The sequence below is a fragment of the Bacillus sp. ISL-78 genome, assembly GCF_018613455.1.
Taxonomy (GTDB): Bacteria; Bacillota; Bacilli; order Bacillales; family DSM-1321; genus Peribacillus; species Peribacillus frigoritolerans.
In genome coordinates, this window is sequence record NZ_JAGGQC010000007.1 from 59,215 (window position 1) to 79,764 (window position 20,550).

General features: G+C 43.8%; 16 protein-coding genes. 15 read left to right on the forward strand and 1 reads right to left on the reverse strand.

The window, feature by feature from the left end; genetic code table 11:
- Nucleotides 1-77: 77 nt before the first annotated feature.
- From J7I96_RS09020 to pyrE, 8 genes are read left to right on the forward strand one after another with little or no spacing between them, the layout of a single operon-like run.
- Complete coding sequence (locus J7I96_RS09020) at nt 78-1,013, forward strand: aspartate carbamoyltransferase catalytic subunit (RefSeq protein ID WP_214768608.1); 936 nt, start codon at nt 78-80, stop codon at nt 1,011-1,013.
- Entirely contained in the window at nt 976-2,262 is a 1,287-nt protein-coding gene (locus J7I96_RS09025; protein WP_214768606.1) for a dihydroorotase, read from the forward strand. Before J7I96_RS09020 ends, J7I96_RS09025 begins: the two co-directional genes overlap by 38 nt.
- Nucleotides 2,259-3,365, forward strand: coding sequence for a carbamoyl phosphate synthase small subunit (locus J7I96_RS09030; RefSeq protein WP_214768605.1), 1,107 nt, complete (start codon nt 2,259-2,261; stop codon nt 3,363-3,365). The genes J7I96_RS09025 and J7I96_RS09030 overlap by 4 nt, the downstream gene beginning before the upstream one ends.
- The gene (gene carB / locus J7I96_RS09035) at nt 3,344-6,550 is read left to right on the forward strand and encodes a carbamoyl-phosphate synthase large subunit (protein WP_214768602.1); all 3,207 of its coding nucleotides are present in this window, start codon (nt 3,344-3,346) and stop codon (nt 6,548-6,550) included. Before J7I96_RS09030 ends, carB begins: the two co-directional genes overlap by 22 nt.
- Nucleotides 6,547-7,326 carry a dihydroorotate dehydrogenase electron transfer subunit gene (locus J7I96_RS09040; protein ID WP_054396938.1) on the forward strand — a complete coding sequence of 260 codons (780 nt, stop codon included), beginning with the start codon at nt 6,547-6,549 and terminating at the stop codon, nt 7,324-7,326. Before carB ends, J7I96_RS09040 begins: the two co-directional genes overlap by 4 nt.
- Nucleotides 7,323-8,264 carry a dihydroorotate dehydrogenase gene (locus tag J7I96_RS09045; RefSeq protein ID WP_053534351.1) on the forward strand — a complete coding sequence of 314 codons (942 nt, stop codon included), beginning with the start codon at nt 7,323-7,325 and terminating at the stop codon, nt 8,262-8,264. The genes J7I96_RS09040 and J7I96_RS09045 overlap by 4 nt, the downstream gene beginning before the upstream one ends.
- A complete protein-coding gene (gene pyrF / locus J7I96_RS09050) occupies nt 8,236-8,952 on the forward strand; it encodes an orotidine-5'-phosphate decarboxylase (RefSeq protein ID WP_214768589.1) in 717 nt (238 codons plus the stop codon). The genes J7I96_RS09045 and pyrF overlap by 29 nt, the downstream gene beginning before the upstream one ends.
- Complete coding sequence (pyrE, locus tag J7I96_RS09055) at nt 8,946-9,581, forward strand: orotate phosphoribosyltransferase (protein WP_054396935.1); 636 nt, start codon at nt 8,946-8,948, stop codon at nt 9,579-9,581. The genes pyrF and pyrE overlap by 7 nt, the downstream gene beginning before the upstream one ends.
- Before the next feature lie 46 nt (nt 9,582-9,627).
- Here the strand turns inward: pyrE and J7I96_RS09060 are convergent, their stop codons facing one another.
- Nucleotides 9,628-11,349: an Rqc2 family fibronectin-binding protein gene (locus J7I96_RS09060; protein WP_214768587.1), complete on the reverse strand. Its 1,722-nt coding sequence runs from the start codon at nt 11,347-11,349 to the stop codon at nt 9,628-9,630.
- A gap of 414 nt (nt 11,350-11,763) precedes the next feature.
- On the opposite strand from J7I96_RS09060, the gene J7I96_RS09065 reads away from it, so the two are divergent.
- From J7I96_RS09065 to priA, 7 genes are all read left to right on the forward strand, one after another.
- On the forward strand, nt 11,764-14,442 hold the full coding sequence (locus J7I96_RS09065; protein WP_214770062.1) for a calcium-translocating P-type ATPase, SERCA-type: 2,679 nt from the start codon (nt 11,764-11,766) through the stop codon (nt 14,440-14,442).
- A gap of 157 nt (nt 14,443-14,599) precedes the next feature.
- On the forward strand, nt 14,600-15,475 hold the full coding sequence (locus J7I96_RS09070) for a YicC/YloC family endoribonuclease (RefSeq protein WP_214768586.1): 876 nt from the start codon (nt 14,600-14,602) through the stop codon (nt 15,473-15,475).
- A gap of 53 nt (nt 15,476-15,528) precedes the next feature.
- Nucleotides 15,529-15,792, forward strand: coding sequence for an extracellular matrix/biofilm regulator RemA (gene remA, locus J7I96_RS09075; protein WP_034313813.1), 264 nt, complete (start codon nt 15,529-15,531; stop codon nt 15,790-15,792).
- 10 nt (nt 15,793-15,802) lie between these two features.
- A complete protein-coding gene (gene gmk, locus J7I96_RS09080; protein WP_034313809.1) occupies nt 15,803-16,417 on the forward strand; it encodes a guanylate kinase in 615 nt (204 codons plus the stop codon).
- A 3-nt stretch (nt 16,418-16,420) separates the two neighbouring features.
- The gene (rpoZ, locus tag J7I96_RS09085) at nt 16,421-16,624 is read left to right on the forward strand and encodes a DNA-directed RNA polymerase subunit omega (protein WP_034313807.1); all 204 of its coding nucleotides are present in this window, start codon (nt 16,421-16,423) and stop codon (nt 16,622-16,624) included.
- A 227-nt stretch (nt 16,625-16,851) separates the two neighbouring features.
- Entirely contained in the window at nt 16,852-18,060 is a 1,209-nt protein-coding gene (gene coaBC / locus J7I96_RS09090; RefSeq protein WP_214768584.1) for a bifunctional phosphopantothenoylcysteine decarboxylase/phosphopantothenate--cysteine ligase CoaBC, read from the forward strand.
- Nucleotides 18,061-18,066: 6 nt separating this feature from the next.
- Nucleotides 18,067-20,478, forward strand: a complete 2,412-nt coding sequence (priA, locus tag J7I96_RS09095) for a primosomal protein N' (RefSeq protein WP_214922930.1) — start codon at nt 18,067-18,069, stop codon at nt 20,476-20,478.
- The last annotated feature ends 72 nt before the right edge of the window (nt 20,479-20,550 follow it).

Consider the following 20,550-nt stretch of genomic DNA (forward strand, 5'->3'; position numbering starts at 1 on the left):
TTTATGACCTACACCCTGTCCTTAATGGCGGGGTGTTTTTTATGCCCCGCATCACAAATGTGAGAGGAGCAGGATCGATGAAAAAATTATTGACCATGAATGAATTGACAATAAGTGAAATTGAAAGGATTTTACATGAGGCAGAGTGTTTTGCCAACGGAACCAGCTGGATTCCAAAGCAGCTGACCACAGTTGCCAATCTCTTCTTTGAACCAAGTACACGTACAAAATCAAGCTTTGAAATGGCTGAAAGAAAATTGGGACTTGAGGTCATTCCTTTTGATGCGGGTACATCATCCGTGTTAAAAGGCGAAACCTTATATGACACAGTTAAAACGTTAGAAGCGATAGGTGTAAATGCCTTGATCATCCGTCATGAACAGGATAATTATTTTGACGAATTGAATGAGAAGATCGGGATTCCAATAATCAATGCAGGGGATGGCTGCGGAAATCACCCAACCCAATCATTACTGGACTTATTGACGATTAAACATGAGTTTAAGAGTTTCAAAGGTCTGAAGATTGCGATAATCGGTGATGTAAGGCATAGTCGGGTTGCGAAATCGAATGCAGAAGCACTGACTCGTTTAGGAGCGAATGTCGTATTTTCGGGTCCGCCTGAATGGTTTGACAGAACAAACAGTTTAGGAAGGTATGAAGACATCGATCATGCAGTAGCTACATCGGATGTGGTCATGCTGCTCAGAATACAGCATGAAAGGCATATTGATAAATACGATCAGGTAAATGGAGATTATCTGGAAAAATTCGGCCTGACCAAACAACGTGAGGAAAATATGAAACCGGATGCGATCATCATGCATCCTGCACCAATAAACCGCGGTGTTGAAATAGACAGTGATTTAGTCGAATGCAGCCGCTCGAGAATTTTCAAACAAATGGAAAATGGCGTATTCATTAGAATGGCCGTATTAAAAAATGTGCTCGAACAAACCGAAGGGGGAAACATCCATGAAAACAGTAATCAAAAATGGAGTATTGCTAGATAATCAAAACTCATTCAAAAAAGCGGACATTGAGATAGAAGGCAAGGTCATCACAAAGATCGGCGAGAACTTGGCGACGGAAAATTGTAACGTAGTTGACGCTGGAGGGTTACTGATTACACCTGGGCTTGTTGACCTGCATGTCCATTTACGTGAACCGGGCGGTGAACATAAGGAAACAATCGCAAGCGGGACGCTTGCAGCGGCAAGAGGCGGTTTCACTACGGTAGCGGCGATGCCTAATACAAGGCCAGTTCCTGATACAGTGGAGAACCTAGAAGCGCTTAACAGGAAAATTGAAGAAACGGCTCATGTCAGGGTACTCCCATATGCATCCATCACGATTAGGGAAGCTGGCAAGGAGCTGACCGACTTTGCTTCACTAAAACAAACGGGTGCTTTCGCCTTTACGGACGATGGCGTAGGAATTCAAGAAGCCGGTATGATGCTGGAAGCGATGAAACGGGCAGCAGCTCAAGATATGGCCATTGTTGCTCATTGTGAAGACAATAGCTTAATCAATAAAGGCTCCGTCCATGAAGGAAGATTCTCAAAAGAACAGGGAATCAATGGGATTCCGTCGGTATGTGAAGCTGTACATATCGCCCGGGATATCCTCCTTGCCGAAGCGGCGGACTGCCATTATCACGTTTGCCATATTTCCACGAAGGAATCGGTAAGGACGGTAAGGGATGCCAAACGCGCCGGTATCCGCGTCACCGCCGAAGTTACACCGCATCACTTATTATTGTGTGAAGATGATATACCGGGACTTGATACGAATTATAAAATGAACCCGCCATTAAGGGGCCGTGAAGATCGGGATGCGTTGATAGAAGGATTGCTTGACGGAACCATCGATTTTATAGCAACAGACCATGCCCCGCATGCGGCAGAGGAAAAGGCGCAGGGAATGCAGCTGGCTCCTTTCGGAATAGTAGGATTGGAAACGGCCTTCCCGCTGCTTTACACCGAATTGGTTAAAAAAGGCGTCATGACATTAAAGCAATTGATCGATTTCATGACAATCAAACCATCCGAAAGCTTCTCCCTTCCTTATGGAGAACTAAAAGAAGGTGCTACTGCGGATATCGTACTCATCGATTTGGAAACGGAAAAAGAAATCAATGCTGAAGAGTTTGCTTCAAAAGGGAAAAATACACCTTTTAATGAAAAGAAATGTTATGGCTGGCCAGTCATGACGATTGCAGAAGGAAAAATAGCTTGGGAAAAAGGACGTGTTCAAGGATGAAAAGACAGCTAATTTTAGAAGACGGGACAGTATTCCTTGGGGAAGCATTCGGCGGGGACGTCGAAAAAATCGGTGAAGTCGTTTTTAACACAGGAATGACGGGGTACCAGGAGATTCTATCCGACCCATCGTATTGCGGTCAAATCGTTACACTTACGTATCCATTAATCGGGAACTACGGGATAAACCGCGATGACTTTGAATCCATCAATCCAGCCATAGCAGGATTCGTCGTTAAGGAAACAGCAGAACTTCCTTCCAACTGGCGAAACCAATTATCACTAGATGAATATCTGAAAATGAAGAACATACCTGGAATAAGCGGAATCGACACGAGAAAGCTGACAAGAATCATCAGGAAATCAGGTGCACTTAAAGGGGCGCTTTGCAATATCAATAAAGATGCAAATGAAGTGGTTTCCCAATTGAGAGCAACGGTGATTCCTTCTAATCAGGTAAAACAGGTTTCAACAAAATCACCTTATTCCAGCCCGGGCAGAGGCCCGCGGGTCGTTCTTGTAGACTACGGCATGAAGCATGGAATTTTACGTGAGTTGACGAAGCGGGGTTGTGATGTCGTGGTTGTGCCTTATAACGTCACGGCCGAAGAAGTGATGCAATATCATCCGGATGGCGTGATGCTTTCAAACGGTCCTGGAGATCCGAAAAGTGTTCATGAGACGCTTGAAATGATCCGTACAATCCAAACGCAAGTACCGTTATTCGGAATCTGTTTAGGACATCAATTATTCGCACTTGCAAATGGGGCGGATACGGCAAAATTAAAATTCGGCCATCGAGGTTCGAATCATCCGGTTAGGGACCTTCGTACCGGAAAGGTATCCATCACATCTCAAAATCATGGATATACAGTTGAAGAGCTTTCCATTGAAAGTACAGATCTTATTGTGACACATACAGCTTTGAATGACGATACGATTGAAGGTCTGCGCCATAAAAAGTACCCGGCTTTCACCGTACAATATCACCCGGAAGCATCACCAGGTCCTGAAGATGCCAACTACTTATTCAATGAATTCTTACAAATGATTGAAGCTGCAACCAACAAGGGGGAAAAAACATGCCAAAACGCACTGATATAAAAAGCATCCTAGTAATTGGGTCCGGTCCGATCGTTATCGGACAGGCCGCCGAGTTCGATTATGCAGGTACCCAAGCGTGTATAGCCTTAAAAGAAGAAGGCTATCGAGTGATCCTGATTAACTCTAACCCTGCGACAATCATGACAGACACTGAAATGGCTGACGCGGTTTATATCGAACCGATCACATTGGAATTTGTCAGCAAAATCATTCGTAAAGAGCGCCCGGATGCACTGTTACCTACCTTGGGCGGACAGACTGGCTTGAACATGGCCGTTGAGCTTGCCGAATCAGGAATCCTTGAAGAATGCAATGTCCAGATCCTAGGGACCAAACTTTCGGCTATCCAACAGGCGGAAGACCGTGACCTTTTCCGTACGCTAATGAACGATCTTGGGGAGCCAGTACCTGACAGCGACATTATTCATAACCTGCAAGAAGCTTATACATTCGTTGAACGAGTCGGCTATCCGGTCATTGTTCGTCCAGCCTTCACGCTTGGCGGAACAGGCGGCGGGATTTGTGATAACGAAGAGCAGCTTATCGAAATCGTTGAGGGTGGCCTGAAAAGCAGCCCGGTTCACCAATGTCTGCTTGAGAAGAGCATTGCCGGTTTCAAAGAAGTGGAATATGAAGTGATGCGTGATTCCAACGATAATGCAATAGTCGTATGTAATATGGAAAACTTCGATCCTGTCGGTGTCCATACAGGCGATTCAATAGTTGCGGCACCAAGCCAAACATTAAGTGACAGAGAGTATCAAATGCTTCGTAATACGTCTTTGAAGATTATCCGAGCCTTGAAAATTGAAGGTGGATGTAATGTTCAGCTTGCGCTAGATCCAAACAGCTATCAATATTATGTCATTGAAGTGAACCCAAGGGTCAGCCGTTCTTCGGCACTTGCTTCAAAAGCGACTGGGTATCCAATTGCAAAGCTAGCAGCAAAAATAGCCGTTGGTTTGACGCTCGATGAAATGATGAACCCTGTCACTGGTAAAACCTATGCCAGCTTTGAACCGGCACTGGACTATGTCGTTACGAAAATTCCGCGCTGGCCTTTCGATAAGTTCGAAAGTGCCAACCGTAGGCTCGGTACCCAAATGAAAGCGACCGGAGAAGTCATGGCAATCGGCCGTACATTCGAGGAATCAATCTTAAAAGCTGTCCGTTCCCTTGAAGCTGGTATATTCCATCTTAATTTGAATGACGAGTTTGAGGATGGAAAGATAGAGAAACGGATCAGAAAAGCCGGAGATGAACGGTTATTCTATATCGGTGAAGCATTAAGAAGGGGAAAAACGATCGAAACCATCCACGAATGGAGCCAGATCGATTTATTCTTCTTGCATAAGTTAAAAAAGATAATCGACTTTGAAAAGCAGCTTAAAGAACATTCTTTTGATTATGAAGTATTGCAAAAGGCTAAAGAACTAGGGTTTTCTGACAAAACGATCGCAGAAATATGGGAAGTTCCCGAAATTGATGTTTATGAATACCGGAAGCAGCAAGGAATCATCCCTGTTTACAAAATGGTTGATACATGTGCTGCCGAATTCGAATCGGAAACACCGTATTTTTATGGGACATACGAAGATGAGAATGAATCCATCGTCACTGACAAGAAAAGTGTCATTGTTCTGGGGTCAGGCCCAATTCGGATCGGGCAAGGAGTAGAGTTTGATTATGCGACCGTACACTCGGTATGGGCCATTAAGGAAGCGGGATATGAAGCGATCATCATCAACAACAATCCTGAAACAGTTTCGACGGATTTCAGTATCTCCGACAAGCTTTATTTCGAACCATTGACTATTGAAGATGTCATGCATGTCATCGATTTAGAAAAACCGGAAGGGGTCATCGTCCAGTTTGGCGGACAGACAGCAATCAACCTTGCAGATGGTCTTGTTGAAAGAGGAGTGAAAATCCTAGGTACTTCACTTGAAGACCTGGATAGGGCGGAAAATCGCAATAAATTCGAAAAAGCACTTCAGGATTTAGGCATTCCTCAGCCAAAGGGCAAAACTGCAACATCGGTTGATGAAGCGATCGTCATCGCTGAAGATATCGGGTACCCGGTTTTAGTAAGACCATCGTATGTCCTCGGGGGAAGAGCGATGGAAATCGTCTATAAACAAGAAGAATTGCTGCATTACATGAAAAATGCCGTGAAAATAAATCCGGATCATCCTGTCCTGATAGACCGCTACTTAACGGGTAAGGAAATCGAAGTGGATGGTATTTCCGATGGCGAAACGGTAGTTATCCCTGGGATCATGGAGCATATTGAGCGCGCCGGCGTCCATTCAGGCGACTCCATTGCAGTCTATCCACCACAAAACTTAACGGAAAAACAAAAAGAAGTAATCATTGATTATACGACCCGGTTGGCAAAAGGCTTGAATATAATCGGTCTCTTGAACATTCAATATGTCATCAGCAATGAAGAAGTGTATGTGATTGAAGTAAATCCACGTTCCAGCCGAACCGTTCCATTCTTAAGTAAAATTACGAATGTGCCGATGGCTAACTTAGCCACGAAGGTCATCTTGGGCCACACACTTGAAAGCCAAGGTTACAAATCGGGGTTAGTCCCAGAACAAACTGGGGTCTATGTGAAAGTGCCGGTCTTCTCATTTGCCAAATTAAGAGGTGTGGACATCTCGCTCGGACCTGAAATGAAATCGACTGGTGAAGTAATGGGGAAAGATAGCACCCTTGAAAAAGCTTTATATAAAGGGCTTGTCGCTTCCGGTTTCAAGATCAAGGGGCATGGTTCGGTGTTATTGACGATATCGGATAAAGATAAGCAAGAAGCGCTGCTTTTGGCAAGGCGTTTCCATAATATCGGCTTCAAGCTGATAGCCACCAGCGGAACTGCTGCCCTATTGGAGCAATCAGGAATCCCGACTGCGATTGTCGGAAAGATTGGAGAAGAAGGTACAAACCTGCTGGATGTCATCCGGAACGGAGAAGCGCAATTTGTCATAAATACTTTGACAAAAGGTAAGCAGCCGGCACGGGATGGTTTCAGAATCCGACGTGAATCGGTTGAAAATGGAGTGACATGCCTAACATCACTTGATACGGCAGAAGCCATTTTAAGAGTGATAGAATCCATGACCTTCTCGGCAGAAGCAATGGGAAAAACGGAAAAAAGTCGTGAGGTGAGCTATATATGATCAAGAAGGAAAGAATGAAGGTGTTAAATCATAAGGAACTGGCCCCATCCATCTTTGAACTTACCCTGCAAGGTGAATTGGTTTCAGAGATGAATCAACCAGGCCAGTTTGTCCAAGTCAAAACAACAGAAGGCACTGAGCCATTGTTAAGACGCCCGATTTCGATTTCTTCTTACAACAGCAGTGAAAAACAGTTCACGATGATATACCGGGCTGAAGGTAAAGGAACGACACTATTATCGCAGCGTAAAGAGGCGGAGGCAGTCGATATCCTTGGACCCCTTGGGAACGGATTTCCCGTTCATGAGGCTAAACAGGGTGAAACGGCATTATTGGTTGGCGGCGGGATTGGTGTCCCGCCCCTGTATCAATTATCACAAATGTTGGTTGCGAAAGGTGTTACGGTAATCCATGTATTGGGCTTCCAGACCAAGTCAGCCATCTTTTACGAAAAAGAATTCAGTGAATTAGGTGATACCTATATTGCCACGGTGGATGGTTCATACGGGACAAAAGGATTTGTTACGACTGTAATAGATAATCTGGAGCAAGAGTTTGCAACGATCTTTTCATGCGGGCCTACACCAATGTTAAGAGCCTTGGAATCGGGCTATCGTGAGAAAAAGCTTTTCCTGTCCCTTGAGGAAAGGATGGGATGCGGCATCGGTGCATGCTTTGCTTGCGTGTGTCATACAGGGGATGATCCAACTGGTTTCAGTTATAAAAAGGTTTGCAGCGATGGACCCGTATTTCGGGCAGGAGAGGTGGTATTATGAGCAGGCTTTCAGTTGAATTACCAGGATTACACTTGAAAAACCCGGTCATGCCAGCATCTGGATGCTTTGGATTCGGCCGTGAATACAGTCAATTTTTCGACTTGGATATTCTTGGGGCGATCATGATCAAAGCGACCACTCCTGAGCCGAGGTTCGGCAACCCGACTCCGCGTGTTGCGGAAACCTCTTCGGGAATGCTGAACGCCATCGGTCTGCAGAATCCAGGCTTGGAAAAGGTCATCAGTGAAGAGCTGGCCTGGCTAGGTAGGTATGATGTTCCCATCATTGCCAATGTTGCTGGTTCGCAAATAGAAGACTATGTAAAAGTTGCCAGTGAAATAAGCAAGGCAGGGAATGTGAAAGCACTTGAATTGAATATCTCCTGTCCGAATGTAAAAGAAGGAGGCATAGCCTTCGGTACGGTACCGGAAGTTGCCAAAGAGGTAACCAAGGCGGTAAAGGAAGTATCTTCTGTCCCTGTATATGTGAAGCTTTCACCTAATGTCAGTAATATTGTGGATATGGCCAAAGCAGTTGAAGATGGCGGGGCCGACGGGTTGACAATGATAAATACATTAGTCGGCATGCGATTGGATTTAAAAACAGGCAAACCGATCCTTTCTAACAGAACGGGTGGATTATCCGGTCCTGCAATAAAACCTGTAGCGCTCCGGATGATTTATGAGGTTAGCCAGCAAGTTTCTATTCCAATAATCGGAATGGGCGGCATCGCTACGGCGGAAGACGTCATTGAATTTTTCTATGCAGGTGCCAGTGCTGTTGCAGTGGGAACCGCGAACTTCGTGGATCCTTTTGTATGCCCGACCATCATCGAAGAATTACCGAAATTATTGGATGAGCTGGGATTTGACCATATTTCAGAATGTACCGGAAGGAGCTGGAAGCAAAATGAAACAGTCACTAATAATCGCTCTTGATTTCCCTGACCTCCTTCAAACGGAGACATTCCTAAAACAGTTCCATTCGGAAAAATTGGCTGTAAAAGTGGGGATGGAATTATTTTATCAGAATGGTCCATCAATCGTTTCTTTCGTAAAGGAGCAAGGCCACGATGTGTTTTTGGACTTGAAGCTTCATGATATTCCAAATACCGTTAAAATGGCCATGACCGGATTGGCAGCTTTAGGCGCTGACATGGTCAATGTACATGCGGCAGGTGGACAAAAGATGATGGAAGCAGCCATGGAAGGTCTGGATAAGGGTACGTCCGCTGGTAAAAAACGTCCATTATGCATTGGGGTTACCCAACTGACGAGCACGTCACAAGAACAAATGAATGCTGAGCAAAACATTGCAGGGTCTCTGGAAGATTCGGTCCTCCATTATGCAAAACTTACTAGACAGGCAGGATTGGATGGCGTCGTCTGTTCTACCCATGAAGTAAAGAACATACATGAACGCATCGGTCATGAATTCTTAACCGTCACACCTGGGATCCGAAGTGCAGGTGGACAGACGCATGATCAAAAGAGAATTGCCACGCCTGAACAAGCTAGGGATTTTGGAGCGGATGCCATCGTTGTAGGGAGAGCCATAACGGGGGCGGCAGATCCATTAAGGGCGTATTTGGATATGAGAGCAGCTTGGGAGGGAATATCATGTTAAATAATAAGATAGCTGAACATCTATTGGAAATAAAAGCAGTGTACCTACAGCCGAATGACCCCTTTACTTGGGCATCTGGAATTAAATCACCCATTTATTGTGATAATCGCTTGACCCTTTCATACCCAGAGGTTCGCAATGAAATAGCGGAAGGATTGAAAGGTTTGATTGAACAGCATTTCCCTGATGCTGAACTGATTGCAGGCACAGCAACTGCCGGCATTCCGCATGCAGCTTGGGTGAGTGAAAAATTAAATGCACCGATGTGCTATGTTCGATCCAAAGCTAAGGAGCACGGTAAGGGCAATCAGATCGAAGGCCGTGCAGTTCCAGGACAAAAGGTGGTCGTTGTAGAAGACTTGATTTCAACCGGTGGAAGTGTGATTACTGCTGTTAACGCGCTGAAAGAGGCTGGATGTGATGTTCTAGGAGTCGTTTCGATCTTTACTTACGAATTGGAAAAGGGAAAAGAAAAATTCGAAGCTGAAGGCATTATTAACCATTCGTTGAGTGACTACTCTACTTTGATAAAAGTCGCTAATGATAAAGGGTACATCACGGCAGAAGAATTGGAAAAGCTAAAAAAATGGAGGGAGAATCCGGCTGATACAGCTTGGATTTCGGCATGAAAATAGAGGGGGCCCAATCACTCAGGACTGGGCCCCCTCTATTTTTTTACTCCTTTACCGCTTCCTTTAAGCGTATGACAGTATCGGGATCCGGTGTAATATAAACGGTCTGCTGCTGGTCATAGATTACGAATCCGGGCTTGGAACCATTCGGTTTCTTAACATGGCGAACCTGTGTGAAATCAACGGGCACTGAACTCGATTGCTTTGCTTTACTGAAGAAAGCTGCTAATACGGCGGCCTCTTTTATCGTTTTTTCACTTGGCGATTCATTTCGAATCACAACGTGTGAGCCGGGTATATCTTTGGTATGAAGCCATATTTCATCACGGCGTGCAAACTTATTCGTTAAATAATCATTTTGTTTATTATTCTTCCCGACAAAAATGAGGTCTCCATCCGTAGCATAATATGTTTCAAGCTGCGGTTTTGCATTTGCAGGCTTTTTCATGCCTTTTTTCTTTTTTTGCCTAATGTATCCTTCTTCCTGAAGTTCTTCGCGAATCTCCTCTATATCCCTGGGTGACGCTGATTGGAGCTGTTGATTCAAGGCTTCGAAGTAGGCCAATTCCAATTTTGTTTTTTCGATTTGATCTTGGACGACTCCGACTGCATTTTTGGACTTTTGGTATCTTGAGAAGTACTTTTGTGCATTATCTGACGGATTTTTTAATGGGTCAAGCGGGATGGTGATCATACTTTGTTCTTCGTCATAATAATTGACGACTTCTATTTCCTTCATGCCTTTTTTCATTTGATATAGATTAGCTGTAAGCAACTCACCGAACAACTGATACTGTTCACCGCGTTCCGTATCTTTCAATGTACGTTCGAGCTTGCCGATTTTTTTTGAGTTCTTTTCGATTTCATTAGTAATGAAACGTTCTACATCCTGGCTCTTTTGCTTAACCCGATCTCTTTCTGCCTTTCCGAAGTAATAGCGGTCGAGCATCTCGCTCAATGAAGAAAACGTACGTTGATTCCCAGACAGATGCTCTAGTGGGAGCATATAAAAAACTTCTTTATTTCCATCTTGTTTGATCGTGGCAGCATATTTCTGTTCCGAGATTTCCTGGATAATCTTTAAAAAGGCTGTTGGAAGGGTCGTGCTGTTGGCAAGTCCGGCCCGGTAGACAGCTTCCTTTGCAACTAATGGAGAAACTCCTGAAAAATGGGCAACAAGCTGTCGATCCAGCTTTCCTGCATTGAAGTCAATATTCTTCCTGATATCGTCCTCGGTAGCCTTGAAGGGATCATTCTTTTCCTGTGCGGGTGGAGCCTTATATTCCTGGCCGGGCAATATCGCCCGATAACTGTTGACGGCATGTGAAACATGCTTAATGCTGTCCAAAATCATATTTCGTTCTTTATCTACTAAAACAATGTTGCTGTGTCGCCCCATGATTTCGATGATTAACTGCTTTTGAGACACATCGCCAAGCTCATTACGGCCCTTCACCTCAAAAATGATCATCCTATCAAGTTCATATTGATAAATATTTTCTATCGTATAACCTTCGAGGTGCTTTCTAAGAAGCATGCAGAACATGGGTGCCTCTTTGGGATTTTCATAACTTTCTTCGGTCATTTGCACCCTTGAATAACTTGGATGGGCTGATAATAAGAGCTTATGGTTCTTACCTCCAGCACGAACAACCAGTATTACTTCATTTTTATAAGGCTGATGTACCTTATTGATTCGTCCACCTTCTAATAAAGAAGCGATTTCTTCCGTCATCGCTTTCGTAAATAATCCATCAAATGACATTCTATTTTTACTTCCTTTACATAAGATTTTCTAAGAACTCATTTTTGCCGGGCGTTATAAATGCATCGCTGCCCATTTTAAATTACAATTTTTTAGCGAACTGGGTGAAAGCAGGAGTTGCAGTTCAGGTATAGTGAATGGATGCTTTTTTTAATTCCTGATATTGAATACAAAATTGGTCCATTCATCATGATTACAGTTCGTTCATACAAAAAATTATCCGGATCGTTCTTCTTTCCGCAATTCTGTTTAATTATAGCATTATTTTGGACGAGTCTGAATAATCATGGAAGAAGAGCAGGTTGTTTTATGTATCGGCAAGCAGGCAGGTGTTGGATGAGTAAAGCAAAAAGCGCCTGTTGAGATGTATACAGGAGCCTATTTCATTCTATTCAAAGGGATGTGTGATACTTGATGGAGTTCAGGGAAATGAATAATCAAGAAATGGAGAAAGCGCTTCAAACAAACGTTACACACGGTTTGGACGATGATGTAGTAAAGGACAGGCTGCGAAAGAATGGTTTTAACGAATTGAAGGAAGGAGAAAAACAGTCAGCCATTCTTTTATTTTTCGCCCAATTCAAAGATTTCATGGTCATAGTATTACTTGCCGCGACATTGGTTTCAGGGATACTGGGTGAATATATCGATGCGATTGCCATCATGGCGATTGTTTTTTTGAATGGATTACTTGGTTTTTTTCAAGAACGGAAGGCAGAAAAATCCTTGGATGCCTTAAAGGAAATGGCTGCACCGCAAGTTAACGTGCTTCGAGATGGCAAGTGGATGAAAGTCCCATCGAGAGAAGTGGTTGTAGGGGATATCCTGAAGTTTTCGAGCGGTGACCGGATTGGTGCCGATTTACGGATCATCGACCATTCAAGCCTTGAAATAGAAGAGTCGGCACTTACCGGCGAGTCACTCCCGGCCGTTAAATGTTCTGATCCATTGATGAATGAGGTTGAAGGTATCGGTGATCAGGAAAATATGGCGTTTATGGGAACGATGGTGACAAGAGGGAATGGAGTCGGAATCGTAATCGCTACAGGAATGAATACGGCGATGGGAAAGATTGCGGATCTCCTGCAGACTGCAGAAACAAAAGAAACACCGCTTCAACGGAGGTTGGAGCAGCTAGGCAAAATTTTGATCGTCACGGCCTTAATATTAACGGTAATCGTGGTCCTGACTGGTGTCATTCAAGGACATGATCTTTATACGATGTTTTTGGCCGGGGTATCTTTGGCTGTTGCGGCGATTCCCGAAGGCTTGCCGGCCATTGTGACCGTAGCCTTGTCTTTAGGTGTTCAGCGTATGATCAAACAAAAAGCAATTGTCCGTAAGCTTCCTGCCGTAGAAACGCTTGGCTGTGCAACAGTGATTTGCTCAGATAAAACAGGTACACTGACACAAAACAAAATGACGGTGACGAAGGTTTGGAGTGGAGGAAAAACTTGGGATGTCGGCGGTACTGGTTACAATCCAGTCGGGGAATTTTCTTTAGGGGGAGTTTCAGTAGCCCCGAAAAACCATAATGCCTTGCTTCAAATGATTACATTCGGCATGCTCTGTAATAAAGCTGAGTTAAAGGAGAATGGTAAACAATATATTTTAGACGGTGATCCGACAGAAGGGGCGATGTTGGTCGCTGCAATGAAAGCGGGATTGACGAGGGAACACTTATCTAAGAGGTTTACGATAGTAAAGGAGTTTCCATTTGACTCGAGCCGCAAAATGATGAGTGTCATAGTGAAGGACGAGAAAGATAATCATTTCGTTATCGTAAAAGGTGCCCCGGACGTATTGATTGCCCAGTCCGACACGATTCTTTGGGAAGGAAGGTCGGAAATATTAAATCGGGAGAGTAAGGAAAGGGTGCAACAGGACATGGATGGGCTTGCTTCGCAGGCACTTAGAATGATTGCTGTAGGTTATAAACCCCTTTCAAAAGGAACGATATTGCTGCATGAAACCGAAGCTGAGTGTAATTTGACCTTCATGGGACTCCAGGGCATGATCGATCCCCCGCGTCCGGAGGTGAAACAGGCAGTTAAGGAATGCAGGGACGCCGGGATCAAAACTGTCATGATTACAGGCGACCATGTAATAACTGCAAAGGCAATTGCTAAAGAACTTGGAATTTTAAAAGGAAAAGACCGTGTACTTGAAGGACGGCAATTGGCGGACATGGAAGTCGGGGAACTTGAGGAAGTTGTTGAAACTGTTTCGGTATTTGCCCGAGTTTCCCCGGAACATAAGTTGAAAATCGTAAAAGCATTGCAAAATAAAGGACATGTCGTTGCAATGACAGGGGATGGTGTCAATGATGCCCCAGCGATAAAATCAGCGGATATTGGTATATCCATGGGCATCACGGGGACTGATGTAGCTAAAGAAGCTTCTTCCTTGATATTGGTTGACGATAATTTTGCCACAATAAAATCAGCCATTAAAGAAGGCAGGAATATATACGAAAACATCAGGAAGTTCATCCGTTACCTGCTTGCTTCCAATGTTGGGGAGATTTTGGTCATGTTTTTTGCGATGCTATGTGCCTTGCCTTTACCATTGATACCAATCCAGATCTTATTCGTGAACCTTGTAACCGACGGATTGCCTGCGATGGCATTGGGCCTGGATGCCGCAGAAGAAGATGTAATGAAAAGAAATCCAAGAAATGCCAATGAAGGTGTTTTCGGAAGGGGACTTGGCTGGAAGATCATCTCACGCGGTTTTCTGATAGGGATTTCCACATTGATCGCATTTTATGTTGTATATCGTGCAAATCCGGATAACCTTGCTTATGCACAAACGATTGCTTTCGCTACCTTGGTCTTGGCTCAGCTTATACATGTATTCGATTGCCGAAGTGAACGTTCGATCTTCTCGAGAAATCCATTCGGTAACCTTTATCTTGTGGGGGCGGTACTATCCTCCCTATTATTGATGGTAGCCGTCATGTATGTGCAGCCTTTACAAACCATCTTTCATACGGTACCGATTTCGGGAAGGGATTGGCTATTAGTAATAGGAATGGCATCCATACCAACTTTTTTACTGGCTGGAACCTTTTTAGCAAGAAAAGCACAATGATATATGGTATAATCTTTAAGGTGGTAGAGTCTTGCTCTATTGCCTTTTTATTTTTGTAGTATTTTATTTGTAAGCTAATGTTTCCGTACTTTAGCTAATATATAATGAATGTTAAAATGCCAAATTACTACATTATGTTTTGATAGGATGTGGAACCATGGTTACCAGTATGACGGGCTATGGAAGAGAAGAAGCGGAAAACGAACAGGTCAGGGTTTTTGCTGAAATCAAGACCGTTAACCATCGTTTTTGTGAATATACGATTCGAATGCCGCGCCAGCTTTTGGTTTTGGAAGAAAAGGTGAAAAAGAAGGCGAATCAATACATAAGAAGGGGACGGGTGGAAATCTTCATTACAGTGGAAGGTGAGAGCCTGGTTTCCAAAAAGGTGAAGATCGATTGGGATCTTGCTGATCAATATGTGGGATTGATGGATGAAGTCAAGGGAAAATACAATCTGGAAAGTTCGATTACATTACAGGATATGCTCCAACTAGAATCGATTTTCATGACGGAAGAAGTACCTGCGGTTCCTGCGGATTTGGAATCCCTGTTAATGAAGGCTGTCACGGGGGCATTGGAAAATCTAAGAAAAATGCGGGATCTGGAAGGTCGGGAACTTGCCTCGGACATGAAACGCCAGCTTGAAAAGTTTGGTGAGATTGTAGCAGGGGTCAAAATGCATGCACCTTCAGTCGTCGAAAAATATAAAGCCCGATTGGAAATCAAACTGGCCGAGTTGACTGATGGATTGATTGAGGATAGCCGTATTGTGACAGAAGCGGCCATTTTTGCTGATAAATGTGATATAAATGAAGAACTGACCAGACTCGATAGCCATGTTCAGCAATTTTCAAAGACCCTTACCCATAGTGAACCAATTGGAAGGAAACTTGACTTCCTTGTCCAGGAAATGAATAGGGAAGTCAATACGATTGGATCAAAGGCAAATGATTCGGCCATTACAAAAGAAGTGGTGGAAATGAAAAGTTTGCTTGAAAAATTAAAGGAACAGGTTCAAAATATCGAGTAGTCAGTTTATGATGAACCTAACAAGGTGACAATAGATATGAATGGGGGACAAAAATGTCAATTAAGCTCATTAATATTGGTTTTGGGAATATCGTTTCCGCGAACCGGATCGTATCCATCGTGAGCCCTGAATCGGCTCCGATAAAAAGGATCATCCAAGACGCCCGAGATCGCGGATCCTTAATAGATGCTACATATGGTAGAAGAACCAGGGCCGTTATAATTACAGACAGCGACCATGTTATCTTATCTGCCGTTCAACCGGAAACGGTTGCTGCACGGCTACAAGATAGAGATGACAGCGTAGAAGAGGGGTAACTGAAACAATATGAGAGAAAAAGGGTTATTAATCGTTTTGTCCGGACCATCCGGTGTTGGTAAAGGAACTGTTAGGAAGGCGATTTTTTCTCAGCCAGGAACGGCATTCGAATATTCAATTTCGATGACGACAAGGCTGCCTCGCCATGGTGAAGTGGACGGAGTGGACTATTTCTTCAAAAAACGTGAGGAATTCGAAGCACTGATCGAAGAAGGCAAATTGCTGGAATATGCTGAGTTCGTCGGTAATTATTATGGAACACCCGTGGATTATGTCCGTGAAACAATCGATTCCGGAAAAGATGTATTTCTGGAAATAGAAGTTCAAGGAGCTAAACAGGTCCGGGAGAAGTTCCCTGAAGGACTTTTCATTTTCCTTGCTCCTCCGAGTTTGACTGAACTCGAAAGCCGCATCGTTACTCGCGGAACCGAGACGGAGGAAGCGATAAAAGGCCGGATGAAAGTGGCCAAGGAAGAAATAGAACTTATGGATCTGTACGATTATGTTGTTGAAAATGATCATGTGGATGCAGCATGTGCTAGAATTAATGCAATTGTAATTGCCGAGCATTGCCGTCGGGAAAGAGTTGCAGTTTTATATAAAAAAATGTTGGAGGCGGAATAAATCATGTTATATCCATCAATTGATTCTTTATTACTTAAAATCGATTCTAAATACTCACTTGTATCGGTGGCAGCTAAACGCGCCAGGGAAATGCAAATTAAAGATAATTGCCTTATAAAACCGGTTTCCCATAAATCGGTAGGTCGTGCCCTTGAAGAAATTCATTCCGGTAAATTGACTTACGATAATTCTTACGAGGAAAACTAAGAGAACACAGAGCTTGACCTATCGGGCCTGACACCCTAAAGCAAACAGGAGCGTTACATTTGGAAAGTGCTTCCTTCCTGCGGCCAAGGTGTCAGGCCTGTTTGTTTTGTTTTTTTTAAAAAGTAATGTTTGGGGAAATCCATAGGTTATTGCGCATTTCAAATGAAATTTCTTCGGTTTTCCGTCATAATTAGAACGAATAGAATGTATAGTTAGGGGAAATTTGCATGCTTATCGATAAAAAAGTACTTCTTTGTGTCACCGGCGGGATTGCTGTATATAAGGCTGCTGCCCTGACAAGTAAATTAACTCAGGAAGGTGCGCATGTTAAAGTGATCATGAGTGAATCGGCACGTAAGTTCGTGACCCCGCTCACCTTTCAAGCACTTTCGAGAAATGATGTGTACACAGATACTTTTGATGAGAAGGATTCTTCAGTCATTGCCCACATCGACTTGGCTGATTGGGCTGATATCATCCTGTTGGCTCCAGCTACAGCCAATGTCATTGGCAAAGTAGCCAATGGAATCGCGGATGATATGATCACGACCACCCTATTGGCAACGGAAGCACCTGTTTGGGTTGCGCCGGCAATGAACGTGCACATGTACGTACATCCAGCGGTTCAGAAAAATATGGAGACACTTCGGTCGTTTGGATATCAATTCATTGAACCGGGTGAAGGGTATTTGGCCTGCGGATATGTAGGGAAAGGGCGATTGGAGGAACCGGAAACAATCGTAGAACATCTTAATAGATATTTCAATGAACGCAAATTACAGCAACAGCCTCTTAAAGGAAAGAAATATTTAATAACGGCAGGACCGACACGTGAAGCGATTGATCCGGTGCGTTTTGTGACGAATCATTCCAGCGGCAAAATGGGCTATGCCCTAGCCGAAGCGGCAATTGAAATGGGCGCTGAGGTGACATTGATTACCGGTCCAGTGAACTTGACGCCACCTCCCAAGGTCAGAGTAATACCAGTGGAATCAGCAGCAGATATGTATGATGCGGTATTCGATCAGTTCGCTACCAGTGATGTCGTAATCATGACGGCTGCAGTGGCGGATTATAAACCGAAGGTCTATCATACTCGAAAGATGAAAAAGCAGCCAGGGGAAAATGTGATTGAATTTGAACGGACAAAGGATATCCTAATGGAACTCGGTGAAAATAAAACGCATCAGATTTTGGTGGGCTTTGCGGCTGAAACGAACAACGTTGAGGAATACGCAAGAGGAAAATTAGTCAAAAAGAATGCAGATATGATCGTTGCCAATAATGTTACCGTCGCAGGGGCAGGGTTTGGAACGGATACGAACATCGTGACCATTTACGCTAAAGATGGAAGTGCGACCGAACTTCCAAAAATGAGTAAAGCGGATATAGCTAAAAGCATCCTGGCAGAAGTATCTCGCAAGCAAAAGGAATGATGTCTTATGGATATAGCATCCGTCATCGTGGATGTACCTGCTAAACAAACGGATCGAGAATTCGACTATCGCATCCCTGAAAAGTGGAACCAAGTCATCAAACCCGGAATGAGAGTCATCGTCCCATTCGGTCCAAGAATGGTGCAGGGGTTCGTCACAGGCTTAAAAGCTAAAAGCGACTTTGCGAAATTACGCTTTATAAAGGAACCAATGGATTTGGAGCCCATCCTCAATGATGAATTGCTTCAGCTCGGTGACTGGTTGACCAAGGAGGCGATGTGTTTTAAAATTTCAGCGCTACAGGCCATGCTTCCGGCAGCGATGAAAGCAAAGTATGAAAAAGTTATTAAAGTCGTTGAAGATAAAAAGGACCAGCTCCCTCCCTCCATTCAAAACCTTTTCGGAAAAAATGATTCACTATCCTGGAAAGATGTGATTGAAGGGGAGAATGCCTCCCTGGTACAAAGGGAAATGCAAAATGGCAATCTTGAGCTCGAATATAATGTGAAAAACCGACTTAACAAGAAGACGGTCCGAGTGATTAAATCTTTGCTTTCCCCTATGGAACTGAAAGAAATGGCATCAACCATATCCAGCCATGCAAAAAAACAACAGGAACTCCTTCAATACTTTATTGAACATCAAGAACCCATCCCGTTAAAGGAATTGCTTGAATTGATGAACACATCAGGCGGCACCGTCAAATCCCTAGTGTCAAAAGGGGCCTTGGCTGAAATGGATCAAGAAATATACCGTGATCCTTATGAAAACCGTGTGTTCGAAAAATCCATTCCCTTTACACTGACAGCTGAACAAACCGCTGCATTGAAGCCGATCCAAGAGAAAATACAGCATGATGAACATGATGTCTTCCTTTTATATGGTGTAACCGGCAGCGGGAAGACGGAAGTGTATCTACAGGCAATTGCCTCTGTTATTGAAAAAGGGAAGGAAGCCATCATGCTTGTACCTGAAATCTCCTTGACGCCACAGACGGTGAAGAGGTTTAAGGAACGATTTGGGGAGCAGGTAGCTGTCATGCATAGCGGTTTATCCGTAGGTGAAAAATATGATGAATGGCGGAAAATTCACCGTAAAGAAGTAAAAGTGGTGGTCGGGGCGCGTTCTGCCGTGTTTGCTCCTTTTGAAAACCTGGGGCTGGTCATCATTGACGAAGAGCATGAATCAAGTTATAAGCAAGAAGAAACGCCAAGGTACCACGCTAGGGATGTTGCCATTGAAAGAGCAAAATCATATGGTTGTCCGGTTATTCTTGGCAGCGCCACACCTACACTTGAATCTTTTGCGCGAGCCAAGAAAAATGTCTATAAATTATTGACACTTAGCCAGAGGATGAATAAAAGTGCTTTGCCAGCAGTGGATATTGTAGATATGAGGGAAGAACTAAGAACGGGAAATCGTTCCATGTTTTCGGAGCTGCTCTTTACCAAGCTGAAAGACCGGCTTGAGAAGGGAGAGCAAACTGTCCTGATGCTAAATAAAAGAGGGCATTCTTCCTTTGTGATGTGTCGAAGCTGCGGTTTGGTCATCAACTGCCCTAATTGTGACATTTCACTTACATATCATCGCTTTAATGATATAATGAAATGCCATTATTGTGGGTTTGAAGAGGGAATGCCTTCCGTTTGCCCTGAATGTGAAAGTGAACATATAAGGTTCTTTGGAACAGGCACTCAAAAGGTTGAAGAAGAGCTTGCAAAAATCCTGCCTGAAGCAAGGGTCATACGAATGGATGTTGACACGACGAGTAAGAAGGGCTCCCATGAGCGATTGCTGAATGCCTTTGGTGAAGGAAAGGCGGATATATTGCTAGGCACCCAAATGATAGCCAAGGGCCTTGATTTTCCTAATATCACTCTTGTTGGAGTCCTTTCAGCCGATACGATGCTGCATCTGCCTGACTTCCGTTCTTCGGAAAAGACATTTCAGCTGCTGACGCAGGTCAGCGGAAGGGCGGGACGGCATCAGCTTCCGGGAGAAGTGGTCATCCAAACCTATACGCCTGAGCACTATAGCATCGAGCTTTCTGCCCTGCAGGATTATGATGCTTTTTATGAACGGGAGATGTATCTAAGGAGGCAAAGTCATTACCCTCCATATTATTATGTTGTCCTTATAACCGTTTCACATGAAGATTTAATGAAGACGGTGAGTGTTACTGAGAAAATCACCAATTATTTAGGCTCGCGATTGAATCGGGATTCTGTCGTACTAGGTCCGGTTGCTTCGCCCATTAGTCGAATCAACAATAGATATCGCTATCAATGTCTGATAAAATACAAACGAGAGCCGGACCTGAATCAGCATTTACGCACACTTTTAGAGCATTACCAAAAAGAAACCGCTCAGAATCATCTGCAGATTTCAATAGATTTAAATCCACAGATCATGATGTAATTATTTAAGAGATGGATGATTACCGCGAGCTGTTACAGCTTGCGTTTTTATATAATGAAGTGTTGTTTTTCA